This window comes from Amycolatopsis sp. NPDC049159 (assembly GCF_040648295.1).
Classification (GTDB): domain Bacteria; phylum Actinomycetota; class Actinomycetes; order Mycobacteriales; family Pseudonocardiaceae; genus Amycolatopsis; species Amycolatopsis pretoriensis_A.
In genome coordinates, this window is the sequence record NZ_JBEZDL010000028.1 from 102817 (window position 1) to 129012 (window position 26196).

General features: G+C 72.7%; 26 protein-coding genes and 1 pseudogene. 14 read left to right on the forward strand and 13 right to left on the reverse strand.

Going from position 1 to position 26196, the window contains the following annotated elements; genetic code table 11:
- The 3 genes from AB0B33_RS39985 to AB0B33_RS39995 are packed head-to-tail and all read right to left on the reverse strand — an operon-like array spanning position 1 to position 3496.
- The gene (locus tag AB0B33_RS39985) at positions 1-942 is read right to left on the reverse strand and encodes a phytoene/squalene synthase family protein (RefSeq protein WP_247024412.1); all 942 of its coding nucleotides are present in this window, start codon (positions 940-942) and stop codon (positions 1-3) included.
- A complete protein-coding gene (crtI, locus tag AB0B33_RS39990) occupies positions 939-2411 on the reverse strand; it encodes a phytoene desaturase family protein (RefSeq protein ID WP_360781808.1) in 1473 nt (490 codons plus the stop codon). The genes AB0B33_RS39985 and crtI overlap by 4 nt, the downstream gene beginning before the upstream one ends.
- The gene (locus AB0B33_RS39995; protein ID WP_360781810.1) at positions 2408-3496 is read right to left on the reverse strand and encodes a polyprenyl synthetase family protein; all 1089 of its coding nucleotides are present in this window, start codon (positions 3494-3496) and stop codon (positions 2408-2410) included. Before AB0B33_RS39995 ends, crtI begins: the two co-directional genes overlap by 4 nt.
- A 131-nt stretch (positions 3497-3627) precedes the next feature.
- Between AB0B33_RS39995 and AB0B33_RS40000 the strand changes: the two genes are divergently transcribed.
- The gene (locus AB0B33_RS40000) at positions 3628-4602 is read left to right on the forward strand and encodes a DUF5914 domain-containing protein (protein WP_360781812.1); all 975 of its coding nucleotides are present in this window, start codon (positions 3628-3630) and stop codon (positions 4600-4602) included.
- 60 nt (positions 4603-4662) lie between these two features.
- On the opposite strand, the gene AB0B33_RS40005 is transcribed toward AB0B33_RS40000, so the two are convergent.
- Both AB0B33_RS40005 and AB0B33_RS40010 read right to left on the reverse strand, forming a co-directional pair.
- Positions 4663-5061 (reverse strand): hypothetical protein, encoded by a 399-nt coding sequence (locus tag AB0B33_RS40005; RefSeq protein WP_247024408.1) that lies wholly within the window; start codon positions 5059-5061, stop codon positions 4663-4665.
- On the reverse strand, positions 5058-5606 hold the full coding sequence (locus AB0B33_RS40010) for a MarR family transcriptional regulator (protein ID WP_360781814.1): 549 nt from the start codon (positions 5604-5606) through the stop codon (positions 5058-5060). Before AB0B33_RS40010 ends, AB0B33_RS40005 begins: the two co-directional genes overlap by 4 nt.
- A gap of 152 nt (positions 5607-5758) precedes the next feature.
- Between AB0B33_RS40010 and AB0B33_RS40015 the strand changes: the two genes are divergently transcribed.
- From AB0B33_RS40015 to AB0B33_RS40025, 3 genes are all read left to right on the forward strand, one after another.
- The gene (locus AB0B33_RS40015) at positions 5759-7771 is read left to right on the forward strand and encodes a phosphocholine-specific phospholipase C (protein ID WP_360781816.1); all 2013 of its coding nucleotides are present in this window, start codon (positions 5759-5761) and stop codon (positions 7769-7771) included.
- A gap of 301 nt (positions 7772-8072) precedes the next feature.
- Positions 8073-9410 carry an MFS transporter gene (locus tag AB0B33_RS40020; protein WP_360781818.1) on the forward strand — a complete coding sequence of 446 codons (1338 nt, stop codon included), beginning with the start codon at positions 8073-8075 and terminating at the stop codon, positions 9408-9410.
- A gap of 87 nt (positions 9411-9497) precedes the next feature.
- Positions 9498-9794: a DUF1540 domain-containing protein gene (locus AB0B33_RS40025; RefSeq protein WP_247024404.1), complete on the forward strand. Its 297-nt coding sequence runs from the start codon at positions 9498-9500 to the stop codon at positions 9792-9794.
- Here the strand turns inward: AB0B33_RS40025 and AB0B33_RS40030 are convergent.
- Both AB0B33_RS40030 and AB0B33_RS40035 read right to left on the reverse strand, forming a co-directional pair.
- On the reverse strand, positions 9782-10804 hold the full coding sequence (locus tag AB0B33_RS40030; RefSeq protein WP_360781847.1) for a methyltransferase: 1023 nt from the start codon (positions 10802-10804) through the stop codon (positions 9782-9784). The two genes, AB0B33_RS40025 and AB0B33_RS40030, sit on opposite strands and share 13 nt — an antisense overlap.
- A 28-nt stretch (positions 10805-10832) precedes the next feature.
- Positions 10833-11075 carry a hypothetical protein gene (locus AB0B33_RS40035; RefSeq protein WP_360781821.1) on the reverse strand — a complete coding sequence of 81 codons (243 nt, stop codon included), beginning with the start codon at positions 11073-11075 and terminating at the stop codon, positions 10833-10835.
- A gap of 153 nt (positions 11076-11228) precedes the next feature.
- Between AB0B33_RS40035 and AB0B33_RS40040 the strand changes: the two genes are divergently transcribed.
- From AB0B33_RS40040 to AB0B33_RS40065, 6 genes are read left to right on the forward strand one after another with little or no spacing between them, the layout of a single operon-like run.
- Complete coding sequence (locus AB0B33_RS40040) at positions 11229-11798, forward strand: XRE family transcriptional regulator (protein WP_247024402.1); 570 nt, start codon at positions 11229-11231, stop codon at positions 11796-11798.
- Positions 11799-11858: 60 nt separating this feature from the next.
- Entirely contained in the window at positions 11859-13025 is a 1167-nt protein-coding gene (locus AB0B33_RS40045) for an FAD-dependent oxidoreductase (RefSeq protein WP_360781823.1), read from the forward strand.
- 2 nt (positions 13026-13027) lie between these two features.
- Complete coding sequence (locus AB0B33_RS40050) at positions 13028-13276, forward strand: (2Fe-2S)-binding protein (RefSeq protein WP_247025173.1); 249 nt, start codon at positions 13028-13030, stop codon at positions 13274-13276.
- Positions 13273-14559 (forward strand): NAD(P)/FAD-dependent oxidoreductase, encoded by a 1287-nt coding sequence (locus tag AB0B33_RS40055; protein WP_360781825.1) that lies wholly within the window; start codon positions 13273-13275, stop codon positions 14557-14559. The genes AB0B33_RS40050 and AB0B33_RS40055 overlap by 4 nt, the downstream gene beginning before the upstream one ends.
- Positions 14556-15467, forward strand: a complete 912-nt coding sequence (locus AB0B33_RS40060) for a dihydrodipicolinate synthase family protein (RefSeq protein WP_360781827.1) — start codon at positions 14556-14558, stop codon at positions 15465-15467. The genes AB0B33_RS40055 and AB0B33_RS40060 overlap by 4 nt, the downstream gene beginning before the upstream one ends.
- A complete protein-coding gene (locus AB0B33_RS40065; protein ID WP_360781829.1) occupies positions 15467-16468 on the forward strand; it encodes a proline racemase family protein in 1002 nt (333 codons plus the stop codon). The genes AB0B33_RS40060 and AB0B33_RS40065 overlap by 1 nt, the downstream gene beginning before the upstream one ends.
- Here AB0B33_RS40065 and AB0B33_RS40070 read toward each other — a convergent pair.
- Positions 16465-17820: an FAD-binding monooxygenase gene (locus tag AB0B33_RS40070; protein WP_360781831.1), complete on the reverse strand. Its 1356-nt coding sequence runs from the start codon at positions 17818-17820 to the stop codon at positions 16465-16467. The two genes, AB0B33_RS40065 and AB0B33_RS40070, sit on opposite strands and share 4 nt — an antisense overlap.
- A gap of 25 nt (positions 17821-17845) precedes the next feature.
- Positions 17846-19204: a nucleotide disphospho-sugar-binding domain-containing protein gene (locus AB0B33_RS40075; RefSeq protein WP_360781833.1), complete on the reverse strand. Its 1359-nt coding sequence runs from the start codon at positions 19202-19204 to the stop codon at positions 17846-17848.
- Between the two features lie 209 nt (positions 19205-19413).
- Here AB0B33_RS40075 and AB0B33_RS40080 point away from each other — a divergent pair, with 209 nt between their 5' ends.
- Both AB0B33_RS40080 and AB0B33_RS40085 read left to right on the forward strand, forming a co-directional pair.
- On the forward strand, positions 19414-19935 hold the full coding sequence (locus AB0B33_RS40080; protein ID WP_360781835.1) for a pyridoxamine 5'-phosphate oxidase family protein: 522 nt from the start codon (positions 19414-19416) through the stop codon (positions 19933-19935).
- Positions 19932-20711, forward strand: coding sequence for a class I SAM-dependent methyltransferase (locus AB0B33_RS40085; RefSeq protein ID WP_360781837.1), 780 nt, complete (start codon positions 19932-19934; stop codon positions 20709-20711). The genes AB0B33_RS40080 and AB0B33_RS40085 overlap by 4 nt, the downstream gene beginning before the upstream one ends.
- Before the next feature lie 49 nt (positions 20712-20760).
- Here the strand turns inward: AB0B33_RS40085 and AB0B33_RS40090 are convergent, their stop codons facing one another.
- On the reverse strand, positions 20761-21924 hold the full coding sequence (locus tag AB0B33_RS40090) for an aminotransferase class I/II-fold pyridoxal phosphate-dependent enzyme (RefSeq protein ID WP_360781839.1): 1164 nt from the start codon (positions 21922-21924) through the stop codon (positions 20761-20763).
- 237 nt (positions 21925-22161) lie between these two features.
- Here AB0B33_RS40090 and rfbC point away from each other — a divergent pair, with 237 nt between their 5' ends.
- Positions 22162-22794 carry a dTDP-4-dehydrorhamnose 3,5-epimerase gene (gene rfbC / locus AB0B33_RS40095; RefSeq protein ID WP_360781849.1) on the forward strand — a complete coding sequence of 211 codons (633 nt, stop codon included), beginning with the start codon at positions 22162-22164 and terminating at the stop codon, positions 22792-22794.
- Positions 22795-22922: 128 nt separating this feature from the next.
- Positions 22923-24515, forward strand: a complete 1593-nt coding sequence (locus AB0B33_RS40100; protein WP_247024392.1) for an MFS transporter — start codon at positions 22923-22925, stop codon at positions 24513-24515.
- Positions 24516-24562: 47 nt separating this feature from the next.
- Here the strand turns inward: AB0B33_RS40100 and AB0B33_RS40105 are convergent, their stop codons facing one another.
- From AB0B33_RS40105 to AB0B33_RS40115, 3 genes and pseudogenes are all read right to left on the reverse strand, one after another.
- Positions 24563-24919 (reverse strand): darcynin family protein, encoded by a 357-nt coding sequence (locus AB0B33_RS40105; RefSeq protein ID WP_360781842.1) that lies wholly within the window; start codon positions 24917-24919, stop codon positions 24563-24565.
- The gene (locus AB0B33_RS40110) at positions 24916-25821 is read right to left on the reverse strand and encodes an SDR family oxidoreductase (RefSeq protein ID WP_360781844.1); all 906 of its coding nucleotides are present in this window, start codon (positions 25819-25821) and stop codon (positions 24916-24918) included. The genes AB0B33_RS40105 and AB0B33_RS40110 overlap by 4 nt, the downstream gene beginning before the upstream one ends.
- Positions 25822-25926: 105 nt before the next feature.
- Positions 25927-26196: pseudogene (locus AB0B33_RS40115) on the reverse strand (Crp/Fnr family transcriptional regulator); the annotation flags it as partial.

Genomic DNA, 26196 nt, shown 5'->3' on the forward strand with positions numbered 1-26196 from the left:
TCAGGCCACCGCCTGCCGCCGCCGGGCCCACTGTGCCCGCACGAGGGCGTCGCACGCGGCGAGCAGCCGCCGGTGCTTCGGCACGCGGGCGCGGCCGGCGAAGACGTTGTACCCGGCGGCTTCGATGCGGTCGAGGATGCCGCCGTAGAGGACGAACGCCGTCTCGACGCACGGGCGCGACGCCGGGTGCAGCATCGCGATGCCCGGCCGGGCCTCGGCGTAGGTCCGGCGGGTGCTCGCGATCTGCGCGGCGAGCGCGCGCCGGACCGCCGGGTCGATCCGCCGCGTGCGGGCGCACCAGCCGAGCCGGTCGCGGTCGACGCCGTCGGCGGCCAGCTCGTCGGCGGGCAGGTAGACCCGCCCGCGTTCGAGGTCTTCGGCGACGTCACGCAGGAAGTTGGTCAGCTGGAAGGCTTTCCCGAGCGCGGCGGCGCGCGGGGCGGCCTCCGCGCGGGGGACGACGGTCCCGAGCACGGGCAGCACCTGCAGCCCGATGACCTCGGCCGAGCCGTGCACGTACTCGTCGAGCGCGGCCCGGGTCGGGTAGCCGGTCACGGTGAGGTCCATCCGCATCGAGGCGAAGAACGCGCGGAAGTGCTCTTCGTCGATGGCGTAGCGGGACACGGTGTCGAGCACGGCCGCGCGCACCGGGTCTTCGCTGTGCCCGGTGGAAAGCTCCGCGAAGAAGCGGTCCTCGACCGCGTGCAGCGCGGCGGCGATCGACTCGGGCGTGGCGCCGGGTTCCGGTTCGTCGACGACGTCGTCGACCCAGCGCGCGAACCCGTAGAGCGCGTGGACCGCCGGGCGCTGCGCGGGCGCCAGCATCCGGGTGGCGAGGAAGTAGGTCCGGCCGTGGCGGGCGTTGAGCTCCCGGCACCGCTGGTAGGCCAGCCGCAGCCCGGCCCCGGTGATGCCGGCGGCGTCGAGTTCCCGGCGGGTCATCGCGCTCCTTCCCCGGTGATCCGGGCGGCGGCCAGCCGCCCGGAGAGCAGGACGGTCGGGACGCCGACGCCGGGCACGGTCCCGCCGCCGGCGAGGACCACGTTTTCCGTGCCCGGTGGCAGGTTCCGCGGCCGGAACGGTCCCGTTTGGACGAACGAGTGCGCGTAGCTGAACGGCGTGCCCGCGACCATCCCGCGCCGGGCCCAGTCGGCCGGGCTCAGGACGTACCAAGCCTCCGGTTCGAAGCCGGGCAGCAGGCCGCCGCGGACCCGGTCCAGGATCTCCTTCGCGTACGGCTCGGCTTCGGCGTCCCAGTCTTCGGGGCCGCGCCGCAGGTTCGGCACCGGCGCCAGGATGGAGAACAGCTCCCGGCCGGGCGGGGCGAGGCCGGGGTCGGTCGCGGTCGGACGGGTGATCAGCAGCGACGGGTCGCTCATCCGGCTGCCTTCGGTGATCAGCTCGCGGAAGGTCGACGCCCAGCCGTGGCCGAACGAAATCGTGTGGTGCCCCACCGGCCAGTAGCCGGGGCCGCCCGCGTGCAGCACCAGGGCCGACGGCGCCGGGCGCAACGGCACCGGGCGGCGCGGGGTGCGGCCCAGCAGCCGGTAGCTCTCGTGCGGTTCGGTGGTCAGCACCACGGCGTCGCAGGGCAGCCGCCCCTCGGCCGTGCGGACGGCGGTGACCCGGGCGCCCCGGCGTTCGAGGGCGGTCACCGGCGCGCCGAACCGGAACTCCACCCCGGCCGCCGCGGCGACCCGGGCCATGGCCCGCGGCACCGCGGCCATCCCGCCCTGGGGGAAGTAGACCCCGCCGACGGTGTCCATGTAGGAAATCACCGCGTACAGCGCGAGCGCTCGCATCGGCGACTCGCCGGCGTACAGGGCCTGGAAGGTGAAGACGCGCTTGAGGCGCTCGTCGCGCAGGAAGGTGCCGATCTTGCGGTCCAGGCGCCGGAACCCGCCGAGCGCGACGAGCCGGGCCAGATCGCGGGAGACCAGGCCGAGCGGCGAATCGATGTTGCTCCCGACGAACCGGTCGAACTCCGCGGCGTACAGCCGGGTCAGCCAGTCGCGGAGCCTGCGGTACCCGGCGGCCTCGGCCGGCCCGGCGAAGTCGCGGACCGCGTCGGTCATCGGCTCGGCGCCGGTGTGCACCGGCAGCACCGACCCGTCGGCGAACCGCGCGGTGTAGGCGGGATCGAGCCGGGTCAGGCGCAGTTCCGACGTCAGGTCGGCACCGGCCGCGGCGAACGTGTCCGCGAGGATCGACGGCATGGTCAGCACGGTCGGGCCGGTGTCGAGGTGGTAGCCGCCGAGCTCGAGCCGGCCCGTCCGGCCACCCGGTCCCGCGTCGCGCTCCACCACGACGACTTCGCGGCCGCGGCCGGCGAGGTGCAGCGCGGCGGACAGCCCGGCCAGGCCCGCGCCGACGACCACGACCCGGCCGGTCGGCCCGGTGACCGTCCTCATCGGACTCGTTCGGTGCAGCGGCGGGCGAGCACCGTCAGCGCCGCGGTGGCCGGCCCGGGCAGGTCCACCAGGTCGATCGCTTCGAGGGCGCGGCGGACGCGCTCGTCGATGAGCTTCTCCAGCTGGTCGCGCGCGCCGGTCGCGGTGATCAGGTCCCGCCAGCGCGCGACGGCCGCGGCGTCGACGGCGTCCAGGGCGAGCAATCCGGTGAGCTCGGCGCGCTGCCGGGGGCTCGCCAGGTCGGCGGCGAGCACGACCACGCTGGAGGCCTTGCGTTCGCGCAGGTCGTCGCCCGCGGGTTTGCCGGTGACCGCCGGGTCGCCGAACACGCCCAGCAGGTCGTCGCGGAACTGGAACGCTTCGCCGAGCAGCCCGCCGTAGGTGCCCAGCGCGGCGAGGACGTCGTCCGCGCAGCCGGCCAGCGCCGCGCCGAACTCGAGCGGGCGGCGGACGGTGTAGTCGCCGGACTTGCGGCGGATCACGTCGAGGACGTCGGCCCAGGACGGCAGCGCGCGGGCGTCGTTGACCAGGTCGCCGAGCTGCCCGACGGCCAGTTCGGACCGCATCCGGTCGTAGACCGCCCGCCCGCGGGCCAGCGCGCCCGCGTCGAGCCCGCTTTCGTGCAGCAGCTGCCCGGACCAGACGAGGAAGAGGTCGCCCATCAGCACCGCGGCCGACTCCCCGAACCGCTGCGCGGAGCCGGCGAGGCCCTGGCTTTCGTGCCAGCGCGCGAACCGGACGTGCATCGCCGGGTGCCCGCGCCGCCGCGCCGAGCCGTCCATGACGTCGTCCTGGATCAGCGCGAAGCAGTGCAGCAGCTCGAGGCTGGCGGCGGCGCGCAGGGCCGCGGCGCTCTCCGGGCCGCCGCAGCGCCAGCCCGTGTAGGCGAACATCGGGCGGAGGAACTTCCCGCCGGTGACGAACTCCGGCAGCGCGGTGACCGCCGGGGCTTCGGCGGCCCGTCCGGTGAAGTGCTCCCGCACCCGCTCGGTGACGAAGGCGTGGACGTCCGCCCCGCACCGCCGGCGCAACGCGTCCAGCCAGGCCGTCGTCCCGGTGGCGCCGGCCGCGGGGATCACCGCCATCCGGACTCCTTCCGAGGTTCGCTGCAAAGTCGATGCGTTCCGGCAGTTACCCCGAACAGGCTCGCACAAACATCACTGCGGCGCTCGCCGTCGCGTTGCGAGTGCGATGCGGATCGGCGACGATGGGCCTCGTGAACGTCCGGCGATGGCCCGTCCAGCTGTTCAAAGAACCCGCTTGGGCGAAACAGGAACCGACGTACCGCGAGTGCGCGCCCGCCCTGATCGAAGCGGCGGGGAAACGCGCGTCCGCCCGGCCGTCCGGCAACTGGTTCGTCATCGGCGCGAGCCGCGAGGTCCGCGCCGACCGGCCCTTCGGGAGCACCGTCGGCGGCCACGAGCTCGTCGCGTGGCGCGGCGAGGACGGCGAAGTCCGGATCGGCCCGGGCGCGTGCCCGCACCTGGGCGCCCCGCTGGCCGACGCCCGGATCGACCGCGGCGGGCTCGTCTGCCGCTGGCACGGCCTCCGGCTCGACGGCACGCGCTGCGGCACCTGGTCACCGGTGCCCGCGCACGACGACGGCGTCCTCGTCTGGGCCCGCTTGGACGCACTCGGCGGCGAACCGCCGTCGGACCGCCCGGTGGTCCCGGAGCGCCCGGCGGGCGGGCCGAGCATCGACGCCGTGGCGACGCTGACCGGGACGTGCGAACCGGAAGACGTCGTGGCGAACCGGCTCGACCCCTGGCACGGCGCGTGGTTCCACCCCTATTCGTTCAGCCGGCTGCGGGTGCTCGAAACGCCGGACGGCACCGAGGGATCGGACCGGTTCCTCGTCGAGGTGACGTTCCGGCTGGCCGGGCGTGCGGGCGTGCCGGTGCACGCGGAGTTCCTCTGCCCGGAACCGCGGACGGTCGTGATGCGGATCGTCGAGGGCGAAGGCGTCGGCAGCGTGGTCGAAACGCACGCGACCCCGCTCGGGCCCGGTCTCGACGGCCAGCCCCGGACGGCGGTCATCGAAGCGACGATCGCTGCTTCCGAGCGGCCGGGGTTCGCGCTGGCGGCGAAGCTCGCCCCGGCGATCCGGCCGCTGATGCGCCACACGGCGGCGCGGCTGTGGCGCGACGACCTCGCCTACGCCGAACGCCGGTACGCCCTGCGCAGCGGGTGAAGTTTGCCGCCCGGTGCGCCGGGTACACCGAGTCCGGCGGTGCCCGTCCGTTGTTCGAGCTCAGCTCGTGGTCTCCGCGGATCCGGGCAGGCGGACGGGCACCGCTGCCATGACCGGGTGCCAGCGGGTGGCGTCGAAGATCAGCGTGATCGCTTCGATCTTCCCGTCCCGCAGCCGGAAGTGCTCGGCCGTGCGCTGGACACCCACCGGGGTCGCGGTGTGCACGTCGTAGACGAGCGTGGCCTCCGAATCGCCGTAGAGTTCGCTGATCAGCTCGACCCCGGTCACGATCGCCACGAACGCGGCGAGCCCGTCGAGGTGGCCGCGGGCGTCGCCGGAGCTGATCAGCGGGCTCTCGAACGAAAAGGTGTCCGCGAGCCGGGCGGCCGCGGCGGTCACGTCCCCGGCGAAACGAGCCCGGTGGTAGGCCTGCACGGCCTCGCGGGTCGACTCGGTCATCGGTCCTCCAGGTAGCGGGCGAGGTGCTGCTGGTTTTCGACGAGGCGCAGGCACAGGTGCCGCAGCGTCGTCGTCTCCTCGGCGGTGAAGCCGCGGAACACGGCGGCCATCGCCGCCTGTGAGGGGCGCCGGAAGTCCTCGAGCCACGTCCGGCCGTCCGGGGTGATCCGGACGAGCACGGACCGCCGGTCGCGGGGATCGGGGACCCGCGCGGCGAGACCCGCGCGCTCGAGGGTGTCGACGAGGCCGGTGACGTTGCGTGAGCTGACCCCGGCGGACGCCGCCAGGTCCTTGATGTTCGTGCCGGCTTCGCGGCCGGCGAGGCGGATGAGGATGTCGAGCGCACCGGGGCTGAGACCGCGGCTGTCGGTGCCGCGGGAACGCAGCTGGTCGAGGCTGCGCGCGGCCGAGCGGACGGCGGCGGCCGCCTCCAGCGCGGCGGTGTCGCCGTCGACGGCGAACCCGGCCAGCGCGGCGCGGACCTCGGGGGAGAACAGGTGGCCGGCGGGATCCCGGTCGAACGCTGCGTCAGATACGTCGTTCATAGTGAAGCACTACATTAGTACGTACTTCCGTATCTGGGAAGGGAAGCTCGTTAACCAGGCTTTCAACCGGAGTTAGCCTCTGTCCCGGCACAGGTTCTCGATCAGCGACCCATACTGACCCGGCTCTTCACCACGACACCCCCGGAGTCCCCATGACGGACGTCAATCGTCGGCGCTTCCTGCAGCTGGCCGGCGGCACGGCTGCCCTTTCCGCACTTTCCACCAGCATCGCCCGCGCCGCGGAGATCCCGGCGTACCGGCACAGCGGCACGGTGCGGGACATCGAGCACATCGTGGTGCTGATGCAGGAAAACCGGTCGTTCGACCACTACTTCGGCACACTGCGCGGCGTGCGCGGCTACGGCGACCCGCGGCCGGCGACCCTGGCGAACGGCAAGTCGGTCTGGGCGCAGTCGGACGGCAAGCGCGACATCCTGCCCTTCCGCCCCGAAGCGGACAACCTCGGCCTGCAGTTCATCCAGGACCTCCCACACGGCTGGAACGACACGCACGCGGCGTGGAACGGCGGCAAGTACGACAAGTGGGTGCCCGCCAAGGGCTCGACCACGATGGCGTACCTGACGCGCGAGGACATCCCGTTCCACTACGCGCTGGCCGACGCGTTCACGATCTGCGACGCCTACCACTGCTCGTTCATGGGCTCGACCGACCCGAACCGCTACTACATGTGGACGGGGTACACGGGCAACGACGGCCAGGGCGGGGGCCCGGTCCTCGGCAACGACGAAAAGGGCTACTCCTGGACGACCTACCCCGAGCGGCTGGAGAAGGCCGGGGTGTCGTGGAAGATCTACCAGGACATCGGCGACGGCCTCGACGCGGCCGGCGGCTGGGGCTGGATCGACGACGCCTACCGCGGCAACTACGGCGACAACTCGCTGCTGTACTTCAACTCCTACCGCAACGCCAAGCCCGGCGACGCGCTGTACGAGAAGGCGCGCACCGGCACGAACGCGAAGGCGGGCGAGGGCTACTTCGACCGGCTGCGCGCGGACGTCAAGGCCGGGAAGCTGCCGCAGGTTTCGTGGATCACGGCGCCGGAGGCGTTCTGCGAGCACCCGAACTGGCCGGTGAACTACGGCGCCTGGTACATCGCGCAGGTGCTCGACGCCCTCACGTCGAACCCGGAGGTGTGGAGCAAGACGGCGCTGCTCATCACCTACGACGAGAACGACGGCTTCTTCGACCACGTCGTCCCGCCGTACGCCACCGCCGGTCAGTCCACTGTGGACACCTCCGGCGAGATCTTCGCGGGGTCGGCCTCGAACCCGGCCGGCCCGTACGGCCTCGGCCAGCGCGTCCCGATGCTCGTGGTCTCGCCGTGGAGCAAGGGCGGGTACGTCTGTTCGGAGACGTTCGACCACACGTCGATCATCCGCTTCATCGAGCAGCGCTTCGGCGTCCACGAGCCGAACATTTCGGCCTGGCGCCGCTCGGTGTGCGGCGACCTGACCTCGGCGTTCGACTTCTCCCGCACCGACGTCCGGGTCCCGGCATTGCCGGACACGGCGGGCTACGAGCCCCCGGACCGCGACCGGCACCCGGACTACGTCCCGGCCGTGCCGGCGAACAACGTGCTGCCGAAGCAGGAACGCGGACTCCGGCGATCGCGGGCACTCCCGTACGACTTGTCGGCCGACGCCCGGCTGTCCGGCGGCGGCCTGGCGGTGACGTTCGCCAGCCACGGCCGCGCGGGAGCGGCGTTCTACGTCGTCACGCCATCGGGGGAGCCGCGGACGTACACGGCGGGGGCGGGCCGCTCGCTCACGGCGACGCTGCCGGTGTCCGGTCCCTACGACTACACGGCGTACGGCCCGGGCGGTTTCGTCCGCCAGTTCCGCGGCGCGGCGGCGGGCCCGGAGGTTTCGGTCCGGTGCGGGGACGGTGACCTGACGCTGGTCCTGAGCAATCCCGGCTCGATGCCGGTGCGGCTGACGGTGAAGGACGCTTACGGCCACCACTCGGTGACCCGCCTGGTGCGGCCGGGGGCGAAGGTCGTCGAGTCGGTGGGGATCCGGCGGAGCAACAACTGGTACGACGTCTCGGTGACTTCGGACCGGGACCCGAAGTTCCTGCGCCGCCTGGCGGGCCACGTGGAGACGGGGCGGCCGAGCACGAGCGACCCCGCGATCCTGACGGACTGAGGTCGTGTCGTGAGGGGCACCCTCGTGGTCGTCGTGACCACGGGGGTGCCCCTCCTGGTTCGACGGCGGTTCGGCGGCGCGGGGCGTCCCGCAGTGCGATCCGGCGGCGGGACGCTGCTGAGCCGTGGCCCAGTAGTGCGAGGCCGTGCTGAGCGGGACCCGAGGGGCGGCAGTGCAGTCCCCGTGAACCCGGCCGACCACCCCATCGGCCGGGTTTTCGCATGTCAACGACCCCTTGCGGATCATATTGAAAATTATATACGATCCTGCCCCACGGTCAGCGGACATCAAGGGAGCCGTCATGCGACTGTTCGGCAGCATCGATCGTGAGCACCGGCGCGTGGTCCTCGCCGCCATGGCGGGGACCACCATCGAGTGGTACGACTTCTTCATCTACGCCATCTCGGCCGGGCTCGTCTTCGCCACCCAATACTTCTCCGCGCTCGGCAAGGACGCGCTCCTCCTGTCCTTCGCGACCGTCGGGATCAGCTTCTTCTTCCGCCCCATCGGGGCCGTCGTCGCCGGGCACCTCGGTGACCGCTTCGGGCGGCGGGCGCTGCTGATCGCCACCCTGCTGCTGATGGGGGTCTCGACCGTCCTCATCGGACTCGTTCCCGGCGCCGGCTCGATCGGTGTCGCCGCGCCCGTTCTGCTCGTCGTGCTGCGGATCGTGCAGGGGCTCTCGGCCGGCGGGGAGTGGGGCGGTGCCGCGCTGCTCGCCGTCGAGCACGCTCCGGATGACCGGCGGGGGCTCTACGGTGCCTTCCCGCAGATCGGCGTCCCGATCGGGCTGCTGCTCGCCAACGGCGCCCTCGCGCTGGCCGCGGCCGTGACGACGCCCGCGCAGTTCCTCGCCTGGGGCTGGCGGATCCCGTTCCTGCTGAGCTTCGTGCTCATCGTCGTCGGGCTGCTGATCCGCGGCCGCGTGGCGGAAAGCCCCGTGTTCGAAGAAGTGCGCCGGACGCGCAGCCGGTCGAGCCTGCCGCTGGTTCCGCTGTTCCGGCACCACGGCGTGCTCGTCCTGCTCGGCGCCCTGCTGTTCGCCGCCAACAACGCCGTCGGGTACATGACGACCGGCGGGTACGTCCAGTCCTACGCGGTCAAGACGCTGCACCTGGACCGGTCCGCGGTGCTGGCCGCGGTCATGGTGTCCGCGGTCGCCTGGCTGGTCAGCACCCTGGTGGGCGGCCACCTCGCCGACCGCGTCGGGCGGATCAAGGTGTACCGCATCGGGTTCGCCGTCCAGCTCCTGTGGATGGTCCCGTTCTTCGCGCTGCTCGACACCGCGAACCTCGGCCTGCTCGTGCTCGCGCTGGTCCTGTTCTCCGTCGGCCTCGGCCTCACCTACGGCCCGCAAGCCGCGCTGTACGCCGAGATGTACCCGACGCGGGTGCGCTACAGCGGCGCCGCGATCTCCTACGCGATCGGCGCCGTCCTCGGGGGAGCGTTCGCGCCCACGATCGCCGAAGCCCTGCAGTCGAGCACCGGGACCGTCTACTCGGTGTGCGCGTACCTCGCGGTGATGACGGTGCTGGGACTGATCGCGACGTTCTTCGTCCGCGACCGGCGCGGTGTTCCTCTTCGGACGGACGACGACGCGGTGGAAGCGCCCGCCGGGCGGGGTTCCCCGACCGGGTAGTGCCGGGCCGTGCGCATTGCGAGGCGCGGTTCCGGGTGGGAGCGTCGGGGGACCGACTGTTTTCCCACCACGGAACCAGGAGTCCGCATGACCACCACCGAGATGCCCGCCGTGCACGAGTGCACCGTCAGCGGTTGTTCCTACAACCACGACGGCTGCCACGCGTTCGCCATCACCGTCGGCGGCGACAACGGGTCCGCCGACTGCGGCACGTTCGTCCCGCTGAACACCAAGGGCGGCCTCGACCGCGTCGTCGCGCAGGTCGGCGCCTGCTCCCGGGTGGACTGCCGGCACAACTCCGCCCTCGAGTGCACCGCGCCCAGCGTCCGCGTCGGCGCCGGCGAGGGCGGGCACACGGCGAACTGCCTGACCTACGAGCGGTAGCGGTCCCGGCCGGAGGGGACGTCCCCTCCGGCCGGTGCGAACTCCAGCGCCGTCCGGCCGTCCGACACCGGGGTCGTACCACGCAGCGAGAGACCGCTTTCGGCGGCCAGCGCGGTGAGCCGGCCGACCGTCCGTTCGCGACCGCCGAAGCACATCAGCATGAACAGGTCGATCGCCGTGTCCGCGCCCTGGTCGCGCACCGGCTCGACGACCACCACGGTGGCGGCCGGCGCCGCGGCCCGGCGGCAGCTCTCGAGGATGCGGCGGGCGTGGGTGTCGTCCCAGTCGTGCAGGATGTCGGACAGCAGGTAGGCGTCCGCGCCGGCCGGGAGCGGGTCGAAGAAGCTGCCCGGCACCGCACCGGCCCGGTCGCCGAGCCCGGCCGCCGCGAACCGCTCGGCCGCGGCCGCCGCCGAGGGCGCCAGGTCCAGCACGTCGCCGCGGACGCCGGGGTGGGCGCGCAGGATCGCTTCGAGCACCGTCCCGTCGCCACCTCCGACGTCGAGGATCCGGGGGAAGCGGCTCCAGTCGAAGCGCTCGGCGATCTGCGGTGCCTGCACCCGGAAGCGCCAGCGCATCTGGGCGTCGAACGAGCGCCGCAGGGCCGGCTGCGCGTCGATGTCCGCCCAGAACTCCCGTCCGTAGCGGTGGACGTAGGCGGGCTCGCCGGTGGTGATCGTCCCCAGCAGGTCCGCGAACGCGAGTTCGGCGCGCCCGCCCGCGGCGCCGATGTCGAGCAGCGGCTTGACGCCCTCCGGCGCGTCCTCCCGCAGCTGCGCGCCGAGTTCGGTGGGCCGGTAACGGCCGGCCGTCACCGCGAAGACGTCGATCGCCACGAGGTGGTCGAGCAGGCACTCCAGGGCCGGTTCGGAGGTGCCGGTTTCCGCGGCGAGCTGCGCCGCTGTCGCGCCCCCGTCGCCCGCGCGTTCGGCCAGGCTGAGCGTCGCGGCCACCCGGACGGCCATCGGGGTGGCCAGACCGGCCATCGCGAGGATGTTCACCGGCTCCAGGTTAGCCAGTCCGTCCGGCCGGGGCGGGTCAGTCGGACCAGCCGACGAGGCCCGCCCAGCGGAAGTTCGAGTACCCGCAGCCGATCCAGGTGACGAGGTAGCCCTCGGCCATCTTCTGCTGCGCGAGCTGGGAACCGGCCGCTTCGCACTGCGCCTGGGTCGAGCCGGTGACGGTCTGCTGGTAGTACCTCGTCGCCGCCTGGGCCGGGGTGGCCAGGAGGGCGGCGGTGACGCCGATGACGGCCAAGCCCGTGGTCAGAGTCTTCACCATGCGGACATCGAAACACCGCGGGCGGCGGTTCGTGGTGGGCAATTTTGCCGGGCGTGGCATCATGACGTGCCCGATCGGCGAGCCGAACGGAAGGCTGGGCAAGTGGACGCTTTACCGAACGGTGGAACGCGGAGTGACCCGTCGATCCGGGACATGCTGGCGGTGAACCTGCGCGCGGCCCGGGTTTCGCGCGAGCTGTCGCTGTCCGAGCTGTCCCGGCGCTCGGGAATCGGCAAGGCGACGCTCTCGCAGCTCGAAGCCGGTACCGGCAACCCGACCATCGAGACGGTCTTCAGCCTGTCCCGCGCCCTCGAAGTGGCGATCTCCGACCTGCTCGACCACCGGCCGCGCGGTGGGCTGACCGTCGTGCGGGCGGCCGACGTCGAGGTGCTCAGCGGCGAAGGCGTCGACCTGCGGCCGCTGCGCCGGATCGAGGCCGACAGCAGCGTCTTCGAGGTGTACGACCAGGTCGTGCGGGGGGACGCGCCGCAGCGTTCGCAGGGGCACGTCGGCGTCGAGCACACCGTCGTGCAGACCGGCGGACTGCGGGTCGAGGTCGCCGGCCGGGTCGTCGACCTCGGGCCGGGCGACTACGTGGCGTTCGACGCGCGCGAGCCGCACAGCTACACCGCGCTGGCGGCCCCGGTGCACTCGGTGCTGCTGCTGCAGTACCGCGCGGACGAACGGCTCGACGGCCGCCCGCACCCTGTGCTGCGGGATTGACACTCCTCCGATCGCGGATCTACCCTCCGATCGTTCGCTTTACCGAACGCTGGAGGGTCGATGAACCGAACGCGGGTGGTGGTGATCGGCGCCGGGATCGTCGGTGCGGCGTGCGCCCGGGAACTCCGCCTGGCCGGCTTCGACGTCCTCGTCGTCGACCGCGGCCGGCCCGCGGGCGGTACCACCTCCCACGGTGAAGGCAACCTCCTCGTCTCCGACAAGGGACCGGGCGCGGAGCTGGTGCTCGCCCAGCTGTCGAACCGGCTGTGGCCGCGGCTGGTCGAAGAAATCGCCGCCGAAGACTCGCGTGCGGCGGCCGCGGCGGAGTTCGACGCCAAGGGCGGCATCGTCGTCGCCACAACCGAAGCCGGCGCCCGCGCGCTGACCGCGTTCGCCGAAACGCAGACCGCCGCCGGGGTGCGCACCGAGCGGCTCTCCGCGGCCGAGGTCGCGGCGGCGGAACCCGCGCTGACCCGCGAAGTGGCCGCGGCCGTCCGCTACCCGGAGGACGCGCAGGTGCAGCCGGCCGGCGCGGCGCTGGCCCTGCTGGGCTCGGCGCTCGCCCACGGCGCCCGGCTGCGCGTCGACACCGAAGTGACCGGCGCCCGCGTCGAGGGCGGCCGGCTCACCGGGGTCCGCGTCCCCGGCGAAGTCCTCGACGCCGACGTCGTCGTGAACGCGGCGGGCCCGTGGGCCGGCGAGGTCTCGGCGCGGCTCGGCGCGCCCATCGCCGTCCGGCCGCGCCGCGGCGAGGTGCTGGTGACCACCCCGATGCCCGGCGTGGTGCGGCACAAGGTCTACGACGCCGACTACGTCGGGGCGGTCGGCACCGGCAGCGGCGACCTCCAGACGTCCGCGGTCGTCGAGTCGACGCGGGGCGGCACCGTGCTGATCGGCTCGTCCCGCCGCCGGGTCGGGTTCGACGACGCGATCCGGCCGGACGTCCTGGGCGCCGTCGCGGCCAAGGCCGTCCGGCTGTTCCCGGCGCTCGCCGACGCGGCGGTGACGCGGGCCTACGGCGGGTTCCGGCCCTATGTGGACGATCACCTCCCGGTGCTCGGCGAGGACCCGCGGCTGGGAAACCTCTGGCACGCAACGGGACACGAGGGCGCGGGCATCGGCCTCAGCGTCGGCACCGCGCGGCTGCTGCGGGAGCTGCTGACCGGGGCGGCGCCGTCGATGCCGGTCGGGGAGTTCACCGTGGACCGGCCGGCGGTGGTCGCGTGAGCATCGAAATCACCGTCGACGGCGAACCCGTGCCGGGCGTCGAAGGCCAGACCGTCGCGGGCGTTCTGCTGGCGGCCGGGCGGAAGTCGTGGCGCACCACGCGTTCCGGCGCGCCGCGCGGGGTGTTCTGCGGGATCGGTGCCTGCTTCGACTGCCTGCTGACCGTGAACGGCGTCCCCGACGTCCGCGCCTGCCGCCGCCGCGCCGCCGACGGCGACGAGATCCGCACCCAGTCCCGGGCGGACGCGTGACGCGGGTGGTCGTCGTCGGCGCCGGGCCCGCCGGGCTCGCGGCCGCCGCACACGCGGTGCGGGCCGGCGCCGGCGTCACGATCCTGGACCAGTCCGACGCGCCGGGCGGGCAGTACCACCGGCAGCCGCCGGGGACACCGCACGGTTTCGAGGCGGTGCTGAGCCGGTGCACGTGGTGGCCGGAAAGCACGGTGTGGGCGGTCGACGGCCGGCGCGTCCACGTCCTGCGCGGCCCGGCGGACGGCACCGGACGGCAGCGCCACGTCCTCGAGCCCGACGCGCTGGTCCTCGCCACCGGCGCGCACGACCGCACGCTGCCCTTCCCCGGCTGGCAGCTGCCCGGCGTCTTCACCGCGGGCGCCGCGCAGGCGCTGGCGAAGGGGGACCGGGTGGCCGTCGGCAAGCGGGTGCTCGTCGCCGGGGCCGGGCCGTTCCTGCTGCCGGTCGCCGAGTCCCTCCTGGCCGTCGGGGCGGGCGTTCTCGCTGTCCTGGAAGCGAACCCGGCCTCGACCGTCCGGAAAGGATGGTCGTGGCGGGACGTGCGCAAGGCGGGGGAGCTGGCCCGGTACGCGGCCGCGCTGGCCCGGCACCGGGTGCCTTACCGCCTGGGCCGCACGGTCGTCGAAGCCCGCGGGGACGACCACGTCCGCGAAGCCGTGACCGCCCGCCTGCGCGCGGACTGGTCGGTCGTCCCCGGCACCGAACGGACCTACGAGGTCGACTCGGTCTGCGTCGGGCACGGGTTCGCGCCGCAGCCGGAACTGGCCGTCGCGGCCGGGTGCGCGCTCGACGGCGGGTTCGTCCGCGTCGGCGACGACCAGCGCACCAGCGTCGCGGGGGTGTTCGCCGCGGGCGAGCTCACCGGCATCGGCGGTGCGGTGGCCGCGGCGGCCGAAGGCGCGGTCGCCGGGTGCGCCGCCGCCGGGGGCGTGCCGGACCGCGCGCTGCTGCGCGAGCGGGACCGCACGCGGGCGTTCGCCGCCCGCCTGGCCGCCGCCCACCCGATCGGCGCGGCCTGGCCGGGCTGGCTGCGCGAGGACACCATCGTCTGCCGGTGTGAGGAAACGACCGCCGGCGAACTCACGCGCGCGGCCGGCGACCCGGCCGCACCCGGGCCGCACGCGCTCAAGCTCGGCACCCGCGCCGGCCTCGGCCCCTGCCAGGGCCGGATGTGCGGCGCCGCCGTCAGCGCGCTCTGCGGCACCGCCGAGCGCCACCACCGTCCGATCGCCCAGCCGATCCGCCTGGGCGAGCTCGCCGACGCGAAGGAGATCGAGGCATGAACACCCGTGACCTCGGGGGCGTGGTCGTCGCCGCCGCCCTGCCCTACCGGGAGGACGACCGCGCGCCCGCCGGGCTGGCCGTCGACTACGACGCCTACGCCGAGCACTGCCGGTGGCTGGTGGAAAACGGCTGCCGCGGGGTCGGCCCGAACGGGTCGCTCGGCGAGTACTCCTCGCTCACCGACGAGGAACGCCGCCGCGTCGCGCGCACCGCGATCGAGGCCGTCGGGGATGACGGGATCGTCGTCGCCGGGGTGCACGGTCCCGGCGCGCACCAGGCCCGGTACTGGGCCGAGGCGGCGGCCGAGGACGGCGCGCACGGCGTGCTGTGCCTGCCGCCGACGCTCTACCGCGCCAACCGCGGCGAGGTGCTCGCCCACTTCGAAGCCGTCGCTTCGGCGGGGCTGCCGGTGATGGTCTACAACAACCCCTTCGACACCAAGGTCGACCTCACGCCGGACTTGCTGGCCGAGATCGCGCAGATCGACAACGTGGTGGCGGTCAAGGAGTTCTCCGGTGACGTCCGGCGCGTGCTCGAGATCCGGGAACGCGCGCCCGGGCTGGCCGTCATCAGCGGTGCCGACGACGTCGTCCTGGAAAGCCTGCTGATGGGCGCCACCGGCTGGTTCGCCGGGTTCCCCAACGTCTTCCCGGCCGAGTCGGCGCGCCTGTTCGAACTCGCCACGGCGGGCAAGCTCGACGAGGCCAGGGCGCTGTACGAGCCGCTGGTGGCCGCGTTCCGCTGGGACTCGCGCACCGAGTTCGTGCAGGCGATCAAGCTCGGGATGGACATGGTGGGGCGGCGCGGCGGCCCGTGCCGCCCGCCGCGGGGGCCGCTCTCGGACGTCCACCGCGAGCAGGTCCGCGCGGACATGGGCCGCGCGCTGGCCGCGCTGGGGGTGGCGTGATGCGGTCCTCGCGCGCGATCACGGCGGTCGATTCGCACACCGAAGGCATGCCGACGCGGGTGGTGACCGGCGGCGTCGCCCCGATCCCGGGCGCCACGATGGCCGAGCGCCGCCGGTACTTCATGGCGAACCTCGACCACATCCGGCAGTTCCTGGTGCACGAGCCGCGCGGGCACTCCGCGATGAGCGGCGCGATCCTGCAGCCGCCCTGCCGCGCCGACGCCGACTGGGGCGTGGTCTACATCGAGGTGTCCGGCTGCCTGCCGATGTGCGGCCACGGCACGATCGGCGTCGCGACGGTGCTGGTGGAGACCGGCATGGTCGAGGTGACCGAGCCGGTGACCGTGGTGCGCCTGGACACCCCGGCGGGGCTGGTGCACGCCGAGGTCACCGTCCGCGACGGGCGCGCCGAACGGGTCAAGCTGCGCAACGTCGCGTCGTTCCTCGCCGAGCGCGACGCCGTGGTTTCCGTGCCGGGCCTCGGTGACGTCCGCTACGACCTCGCGTACGGCGGGAACTTCTACGCCATCCTCGAACTGTCCCAAGTGGACATCGCGTTCGACCGGGCCGAAAAGGACCGGATCCTGGGCGCGGGCCTGGAGATCATGGCCGCGATCAACGAGCAGCGGCCCCCGAAGCACCCCGAGGACCCGCTGATCGGCGGCTGCAAGCACGTCCAGTTCCTCGCGCCGGGCTCGGACGCGCGGGCTTCGCGCAACGCGATGGCCATCCACCCGGGCTGGTTCGACCGCTCGCCGTGCGGCACCGGCACGTCCGCCCGGATGGCGCAGCTGCACGCCCGGGGCGAGCTCCCGCTGCACACGCCGTTCGAGAACAGCTCGTTCATCGGCACGACGTTCACCGGCGAACTGGTGGCGGAGACCGAGGTGGGCGGGGTGCCGGCGGTGATCCCGGAGTTCTCGGGCCGGGCGTGGATCACCGGCACCGCCACCTACCTGCTGGACCCGACGGATCCCTTCCCGGCGGGCTTCGTGCTCTAAGCGGCGAGCTGGTCGTCGTCCCGGGCGGCCCGGCGAGCGCCGCGCAGCACGCGCAACGCCAGCCGGGGCCGCATCAGGGCCTGCGGCGGGTCGATCAGCCCGGCCACGCGCATGAAGGCGTTCGTCACCTCGGCGTCGAGCGTGGCCGCGGACTGGACACGGGACACGTAGGCGTTGCCGATGTTCGTCTTCACCGTGCGGCGGCCGGTCACGCCCGGGAAGGCGAGGTCGCCGCCCGCGGCGATCTCCCACGGGGCGTCGACCACGCGGGCCGCGTCGGCGAAGAACTCCGCCGGCCGGGGTGCGTGGCCGCGGCCGAGGTGCCGGCGCAACGTCTGGGCCTGCAGCGTCGCCACCGTCATGCCCTGGCCGTACACCGGGTTGAACACGCAGAACGCGTCGCCGACGACGAGGAAGCCGTCCGGGACGCGGGACAGCTGCTCGTAGTGCCGCCGCGTGCTCGCCGGGAAGCGGAAGCACACCGGGTCGGTCAGCGGCTCCGCGTCCGCGATGGCGTCGTGGATGTCCGGCACGGGCAGGGATTTCGCGTACGCCAGGAACTCCCCGGGGTCGGTCGGCGGGTGGTCGCCCAGCAACCCGGTGAGCGACAGCAGGCACTCGCCGCCGCCGAGGGTGTGGAAGAACGCCCCGCGCGGGTGGCCGGGGGTGGCGATCACGTTGATCGACTGCTCTTCGGTGAACGGGTTGGTGCGCAGCCGGTAGCGGCGGCTCGTGTACGCCAGGTCGACCTTGACGCGCTCCTCGGGCACCTCCGGGTAGCCCAGGTCGCGCAGCCACTTGGGCGCCCGCGAGCCGCGGCCGGTGGCGTCGACGACGAGAGCGGCGTCGAGGCGCCGCGGCTCGCTGCCTGCGACGCGCTCCTGCACGTGGACGCCGGTGACCCGGCTCCCGTCGGCCGTCGCGGCGAGGCCCGCGATGTCGTGGCCTTCGACGAACGTCACGTTGGGCAACGCGGCGACGCGGGCCCGCACGTGGTGCTCCAGCACCGGCCGCGCGGCGCCGATGATGAGCAGGCCGGTCGGGCCCGGCCGCAGCCGGTGCCCGTCGACGTACCAGCGCATCCGCGCCGAGACGTCGCCGACCGGGACACCGGCCCCGCGCAGCTCGTCGGTGAGCCCGGGGAACAGCTCCTCCACCGCCTGCTGCCCCCGGGCCAGCAGGCCGTGGGCGTGCCGGCCCTGCGGCACGCTCTGGCGCACCCCGGGCCCGGTGAACCGGTCGCGGTCCACCACCAGCACCTCGCCGTGGACGTCGGCGAGGACACGGGCCGCGAGCAGCCCCGCGATGCTTCCGCCGAGGACCACGGCGCGCTGCGCGCTTCCGTTGCTCATCCCGGCACCTCCTTGGTGAGCGCGCCTAGGCGGCTCGATCGGTGACACGATTCGAGAAGCGCGACGGCTGTGCGAGCTTCTCCAGCTGGGCGACGACGTCGGTGGGGCTGGGCGCGGTCAGCAGGTCGCCGTAGAGGCGGTCCGCGCCGTGCCGGAAGGATTCGTCGGTGAGGACCCGGGTGACCTGGGCGCGGATCGCCTCGATCGAGGGACGGCTCAGGTCGATCACGTCGCCGGCGCCCGGGCCGGAGACGAACCCGACGGTGGTGGGCGCGACGACGTACCGGGTGGCCGCGATGCCGCCGTCGAGGGCGACCGCGGTGACGTCCTCCTCGAGGAAGTCCACGACGAGCTGCGGCACGCGCGAGGTCGCGGCGGCGATCGTGGTGCCGAACCCGCCGTGGTGGATCAGCGCCGAACAGGTCGGCATCAGCTGGTCGAGGGGGACGTAGTCGACCACCCGCACGTTGTCGGGGATGTGCGAGACCGCGCTCAGCTGCTTCTGGTTGAGCGTCGCGATGACCTCGACGTCCAGGCCGCCCAGCGCTTCGAGCAGCACCTCGACGTACTCCCAGCCGGTGGTCATGTAGTTGCGCATCGACAGCCCGAGCGACAGCGCGACGCGGGGCCGGTCCGGGAGCGGGTAGAGCCAGTCCGGGATGATCTCGGCGTTGGCGTGCGGGATCCAGCGCACCGGGACCATCGTCGTGTCGACCGGCCAGTTGATGGCCGCCGGCATCGGGTTCAGCGTCCACTGCCCGAGCATCGTCTCGCGGTCGACCGGGACGCCGTACTTCTCGGCCATCGGCCGCACGGTCTCGGCCAGCGGGTTCTCGATCGCGGGCGCGCCCGGCCGCCCGGTGATTTCTTCGAACGTGTCGAGGCACCAGCCGACGAAGTCCGGTCCGGTGTACCGGGCGTGCCGGGCCCCCACCGCCCGCGCGGCCACCCCGGCGCCGGCGAAGCACGGGTCCCAGATGACGAGGTCGGGCCGCCAGCCGCGGAAGAACTCGACGAGCCCGTCCATCGCGGGCAGGGAGGTCGCGTCGCCCTGGTAGGGGTTGAAGTCCCACATGGACGGCAGCAGGAACTGGCTGAAGATGTTCCACCGCTCCCGGGCCGCGTCGGGCAGGTCCAGCGCCTCGGTGATCAGCTCGACCTTGGCCCGTTCCTCGGTGTAGGCGTTGCCCGGCCCCATCGGCACGGGCATCGCGTCCTCGTCGCACACGGGGACGAACGGCAGGCCCGAGTTGGTGGCCATGGTGGCGAGCGCCGGGTGCGACACCACGTAGACCTCGTGCCCGGCGGCACGCAGCGCCCAGGCGAGCGGGACCATCGGATACAGGTGGACGGGGTTCGGCCACAAGGCGAACGCGACGCGCATGACGACTCCTTACATCCTATTTGTTCCCAATAGTCGCTACGCCCGATCCGGCGGTCTTCTTCCCGAGTGCGAGACCGTCCTGATCGGACGGTGCCGGGAGCACTGAGCACCCTCGGAGAAGCAATCCGCGGCCTGGTCCGTCATGATCACTGACGAAAGCTGGACAAATGCGACTCTTGCCTCGAACCGGGCTGTGAGGAGGAAGCCGGATGAACGCGAAAGCACCTGAAGGCAAGGTGATCAGCGGGTACGACGCACCCGCACCGAGCTGGGAGCTGGCGGAAAAGGGGCTGGTCCACGGCAACTCCACGTACTGGCTCTCGACCGTGCGCCCGGACGGCCGGCCGCACGTCATGCCGCTGTTCGGCGTCTGGGTCGACGGTTCGATGTACTTCACGTCCAACCCGGGCGCGCGCAAGGCGAAGAACCTCGCGGAGAACCCGCACTGCGTCATCACGGCCACCAGCGACGACCTGGACATCGTCATCGAGGGCAAGGCCGCCAAGGTGACCGACGAGGGCGAGCTCCAGCGGATCGCCGAGGCGTACATCGACAAGTACGGCTGGCCCGTCACCGTCGAGGACGGCGCGTTCACCGCGCCCTTCGGCGCGCCCACCGCGGGACCGCCGCCGTACGAGCTGTACGAAGTCACCGTCAGCACCGTGTTCGGCCTGGGCACCTCGGAGCCCTTCGGGTCCGCGCGCTGGCGTTTCGGGGAGGAGACGGCATGACCGACGAAACCGAGCGCAGCTGGGCCGACATCCACGGCGCCTGGGGCGACGCGCACGCCGAGCTGTACGACCTGGTGTTCACCAGCCGCGGCAAGAACTACGAGAACGAAGCCGACGACATCACCCGGATCATCCGGTCGCGGCGGCCCGCGGCGGAGAGCCTGCTGGACGTCGCCTGCGGGACGGGCGCCCACCTGGGCCGGTTCGGCAAGGCGTTCGACCACACCGAAGGCGTCGAGCTCGCCGAAGCCATGCGCTCGGTCGCCCGGCGCCGGCTGCCCGACGTCGCCGTGCACCCCGGCGACATGCGCACGTTCGACCTGGGCCGCACCTTCGACGCCGTCGTCTGCCTCGGCAACGCGATCGCGTGCGTCGAGACGCTGGCCGACATGCGGCTCGCCGTCGCCCAGCTGGTGAAGCACCTGGAACCCGGTGGCGTGCTCGTGGTCGAGCCCGGCTGGTTCCCCGAGCAGTTCCTCGACGGGTACGTCGGCGGGCACCTGGTGGAGGAGGAGCGGCGGATCGTCTCGCGCGTCACGCACTCCACCCGCCAGGGCGACAGCGCCCGCGTGGAGATCAAGTTCGTCGTCGCCCAGCCGGACGGCATCCGCGAGTGGACCGACATCTTCCTGATGCAGCTGTTCGCCCGCGAGGAGTACGTGAACGCGTTCGAAGACGCCGGCTGCGCGGTCGAGTTCGCCGACATCCCGTGGCGGCTCGGCGAGCGCCCGCACAACGCGCCGGGCCTGTTCATCGCCGTGCGCAAGGATTCCTGAACGCCGCGACGCGGGAAGGCCGGACCTCACCCGAGGTCCGGCCTTCCCGTCAGGCGGCCCGGGCCTGCCCCTCCGTGCACGTCTCCCGGATGATCTCGCAGATGCCCGCGATCTCCGCGGCGCCGACGGCCGTCCCGGTCGGCAGCGAAAGCACCCGGCCGCACAACGCTTCCGTGCGCGGCAGCGGCAGCGGCGTGTGCAGCGCCGGGTGGTCGCGGTACGGCGGGATCTGGTGGCAGCCGGGGTGGAAGTAGCGCCGGGCCAGCACGTTGTGCCGGGCCAGCGCGTCGAGCACGGTGTCGCGATCGGCCCTGCTGACCTCGCCGTCGACTTCGATGACGACGTACTGGTAGTTGGCGCGTTCCCCGGGCGCCATCTCGTGCAGGCGCACGCCGTCGAGGCCGGCCAGTCCCGTCCGGTAGAGCCGGTGGTTGCGCCGGTTCGCGGAGATGATCGTCTCCATCGCTTCGAGGGAGGTCAGCCCCATCGCGGCGGACGCCTCGGTCATCCGCCCGTTGATGCCGCACACCACCTGTTCGCGCTCGTCGTTCATCCCCAGGTTGCGCATGGCGCGGGCGCGTTCGGCGAGCTCGTCGTCGTCGGTGACGATGGCCCCGCCTTCGAAGCTGTTCAGGTACTTGGTCGCGTGGAAGCTGAACACCTCGGCGACGCCGAACCCGCCGATCGGCGCGCCGCGGTAGGTGCAGCCGACCGCCTGGGCGGCGTCCAGGATGAGCGGGATGCCGTGCCGCTCCGCGAGTTCGGACAGCCGGTCGATGGCGCACGGCCTGCCGAACACGTGCACGCCGACGATCGCCCGCGTCCGCGGCCCGATCAGGCGGGCGACGTGGGCCGGGTCGGCGTTGGCGGTGTCGTCGACGTCGCAGAACACCGGCGTGGCCCCGATCCAGTGCAGCGCGTGGGCCGTCGCGGGCGAGGTGAACGAGGGGACGACGACCTCGTCACCCGGCTCGACCCCGGCCGCCTTCGCCGCGATCTGGATGCCGACCGTCGCGTTGCCGACCGGGACGCAGTGCCGGGTCGAGGCGAGTTCGGCGACCCTCGCCTCGAATTCCCGCACCAGCGGGCCGTTGTTGGCCAGCCATTGCCGGTCCAGCGCGCCGCCGAGGCGGTCGAGGAACCGGCTCCGGTCGCCGATGTTCGGACGGCCGACGTGCAGCGGGGTGCTGAACCGCGGCGGTGACTCTGTCATCTGCACTCCTTCCCGGCCGGCCGCGTTCACCGGCAGGCCGACCGTGTTCCGCGTAGTTGCGCACGGAAGGACTTCTTGGTCCCGTTGATGGCGATCTGACCGTTTTGTGCGCGATAATCCTGCCTCACGTCTTCGCGTTCATCGCCGGTCCGGAAGAGGGTGGGCACATTGGAAGAGGTCAGAGGCCGTGTCGCGGCCGCCGTCGGCACGAGTGCACGACCGGTGCCGCCGAGCACCGTGGAAGCCAGGGAACTGGCCGTGCCCGGGGCGTTCGAGTTCAGCCCGCGGGTGTTCCCGGACGAGCGGGGCCTGTTCGTGTGCCCGTTCCAGGAAGAGGGATTCGTCAAAGCCGTCGGGCACCCGCTGAAGGTGGCGCAGCTGAACCACAGCCGGTCCCGGCGCGGCACGATCCGGGGTCTGCACTACGCCGACGTGCCGCCCGGCCAGGCGAAGTACGTCTACTGCTCGCGAGGGGCGCTGCTGGACGTGGTGGCCGACATCCGCGTCGGTTCCCCGACCTTCGGCGTGGTGGACGCGGTGCGCCTGGACCCGCACGAATTCCGCGCGGTCTACGTGCCGGAGGGCCTCGGCCACGCGATCATGGCCCTCGAGGACGACACGGTGCTGTCCTACCTGTGCACGACCGAGTACGACGCGGGCCGCGAGCACGGCCTCGACCCGCTGGACCCGGACCTGGGCCTGCCGTGGCCGGCCGGCGTCGAGCCGCTGCTCTCGGACAAGGACCGCGCGGCACCCCGGCTGGGCCGGGCGCGGGAAGAGGGGCTGCTGCCGCGGTACGAGGAATGCCTGACGCACTACCGGCGGCTGCGCGAAAATCCGGCGCACGCCTATTCGACATCGGCGCACTGAATTGCGAACATAGTGTCGAAACCGCGTCCGCGCCGCAAAGAAGCGCCAACTGCGCATTTTCGAGGATGCCCGCACCGGCGAACCGGTCGAGGGTTGACGGTATATGCCGGACGCATGAAGGGCTTCTCATGACAACGAACAGCTCGACCCACTCCGGTGAGCGGGCGGGCAGGCGGGAGTGGGTCGGCCTGGCCGTCCTCACCCTTCCGACCCTGCTGCTGGCGCTGGACATGAGCGTGTTGCTCCTGGCGATTCCGCACGTGACCGCGGATTTGCACCCCAGTAGTTCGCAAATGCTGTGGATCATCGACATCTACGGGTTCACCATCGCCGGTCTCCTGGTCACGAGCGGGAACCTCGGCGACCGCATCGGGCACCGGAAACTGCTGATGATCGGCGCGACGCTGTTCAGCGCGGCGTCGGCCGTGGCCGCGTTTTCGACCAGCGCGACGATGCTCATCATCGCCCGGGCCGCGCTCGGGATCGCCGGGTCCACTTTGGTCCCGACCGAGATGGCCCTGATCAGCAACATGTTCCGCGACGCGAAGCAGCGCGGCATGGCGCTCAGCATCTGGACGAGCTGCTTCATGGTCGGCTTGGCGATCGGCCCGCTGGTCGGCGGCGTGATGCTGTCGGCGTTCTGGTGGGGCTCGGTGTTCCTGCTCGGCCTGCCGGTGATGGTGCTGCTGCTCGTCGCCGCACCGATCCTGCTGCCGCGGTCCGAACCCGCGACGACGGGCGGCAGGCTGGACCTGATCAGCGCCGGGTTGTCGCTGGCCGCGGTCCTGCCGGTGATCTACGGCTTGAAGGAACTGGCCCGCGGCGAGGCGGTGCTCGTGCCGACCATCGTCCTCGTGGTGGGGCTGCTGTTCGGCACGGCGTTCGTCCGGCGGCAGCGCCGGCTCGCCGACCCGCTGCTGGACATCCGCCTGCTCGGCCGGCCCGCCTTCAGCGGCGCGCTCGGCATCCTGCTGCTCGGCGGGTCCACGATCAGCGGCATCCTGTTGCTGTTCAACCAGTACCTGCAGCTCGTGCTCGGCTTGTCGCCGCTGAACTCCGGCCTCTGGCTGATCCCGTACACCGTCGCGATGATGGTCGGGTACATGGTGGCGCCGCCGCTGGCGCAGCGGTTCCGCCCGGCGTTCGTCATCGCGGTGGGGATGGCGATCTCCGCCGCCGGGTTCCTGCTGCTGACGCAGGTTCCGGTGACGAACGGGCTGCCGGTCACGGTGATCGGCACGGTCCTCGCCACCGGCGGGCTCTCCCCGATGGTGGTGCTGGGCATCAACCTGGTGATCGGCTCGGCCCCGCCGGAGAAGGCGGGCGCGGCCGGCGCGATTTCGCAGACCAGCAACGAACTCGGCATCGCGCTCGGGATCGCGCTGTTCGGCAGCATCGCCACCGCCGCCTACCGCGGGCAGATCGAGGTCCCGGCCGGGGTGCCGTCGGACGTCGCCACCGCCGCCAACGGTGGCATCGCCGAGGGCACGGCCGCCGCGCAGAGCCTGTCCGGCCAGGTCGGCACCACGCTGCTCACCTCGGTCCGGGAGGCGTTCACCAGCGGGTTCGCCGTGGCGGCGCTGGTCTGCGCGATCCTCATCGCGCTGCTGGCGACGCTCGCGCTGGTCCTGTTCCGCAACGTCCGCATGGACGGCGAGGAGGCCGCGCCGGCCGACGCCGACATCACGCCGCAGCCGGTGGAGGCCGAAGAGGCCGCCTAGACCGCGATCGCCGGGGGCACACCCCTGCCCCCGGCGATCCCGGCCGGCTAGAGGTCGACGGTGGCGAAGGTGTTCATGCCGTAGTTCTTCGCGTAGCCGTTTTCGACCCCGACCAGGATTTCGGTGATCTCGAAGTACCGGTCCCAGAACGGGGTTTCGCGCAGGGCCTCGATCACCAGCTGGTACGACTGGTGGTCGGCGGCCTCCCACACCCAGACGTCGGTGACGCGCGCGGAGTAGAACTCGGTGTCGAAGAACCGCGAGCGCACCCCCGCCGCTTTTTCCTTGACGACCGGCAGGATCTCGGTCTCGAACGCGTGCACCCGCTGCTCCACCGAGAGACCCAGCCACTCGGGCGTCGTCTTGACGAGCATGAACGCGGTGACTTCCGCTTCGAAGGTCATGACTTCCCCTTTCCGAGGTAGGCGCCGGCTTGGATGTCCTCGACCAGGCCTGGTCCGGACGGCGTCCAGCCGAGGAGCTCCCGCGTGCGGGTGCTCGACGCCGTCATGTCCAGCGCGAAGAACCGGCCGACGAAGCCGAAATGCCCGGCGACGAGGTCCGGCGCCAGCGAGACCACCGGGACGTCGAGCGTGCGGCCGACCGCCTCCGCGATCTCGCGGGCTGTGACGGCGTCCTCCGCGACGGCGTGCAGCCGGGACCCGGCCGGGGCGCTTTCGATGCCGAGGCGGACGAGCTCGGCCGCGGCGGGCCGGGCGACCGCGGACCACGCGGTGGTGCCGTCACCGGGGTAGGCGGACACGCCGTGCTTGCGCGCGGCCGCCGTGATCGCGGCCAGGAAGCCGTGGTCGCCGGGGCCGTGCACCGAAGGGGCGAAGCGGACGCTCAGCACCCGGACCCCCTTCTCGGCGTACTCGAGGGCGAGGTTCTCGGCGCCGCCGCGGTGCGAGTCCGGGCCCACCTCGGGGGAGACGTCGGCCTCCGTCGCGGGCCGGCCGCGGACCAGGCCCGAGAGCCCGGCCGCGAGGGCGAACGGCCGGTCGGTGCCCACGAGCGCTTCGGCGAGCGTCTCGACCGCGGCCCGCTCGGCCCGGTTGCTCTCCGCCGGGTTGCCCCAGTCGTGCTTGTTGGCGAGGTGGACGACGGCCTGGGCATCGAGGGCACCGTCGCGGAGCCCGTCGAGGTCGTCGAGGTCGCCACGCCGGACCCGCGCGCCCTTCTTGCCGAGGGCGAGCGCGGCGGTATCGGAGCGGGCGAGGCCGGTGACCTCGTGCCCGGCGCCGAGAAGCTCGTCGACGACCGCCGAGCCGATCCAGCCGGTCGCGCCGGTGACGAACACGTGCATTCTGCTGCTCCTTCTTCGGAATCTCTTGTCGAGATCGAAGTTAGGAGCCGCGGCGGTGTCCGTGCCACGCAACTTTGGCAAGCAGTGTTTGCGTCAGGCGCAAATTCAGCGCGCGACCTCCACGTCGTCCAGTACTCCCAGTGCGTCCGGCACCAGCACGGCAGCGGAGTGATAGGCGGACACGAGGTATGAGGTGACCGCGCGGTCGCCGGTTCCCATGAGCCGGACGTTGATCCCCGGCTGGTATTCGTCGGGGAGTTCCTTGGGCCGCAACCCGATCACTCCGGCGTCGTCTTCGCCGGTGCGCATGGCGAGGATCGAGGTGGTTCCGGTGTCGGTGACGGGAATTTTGTCGCAGGGCAGGATCGGCACGCC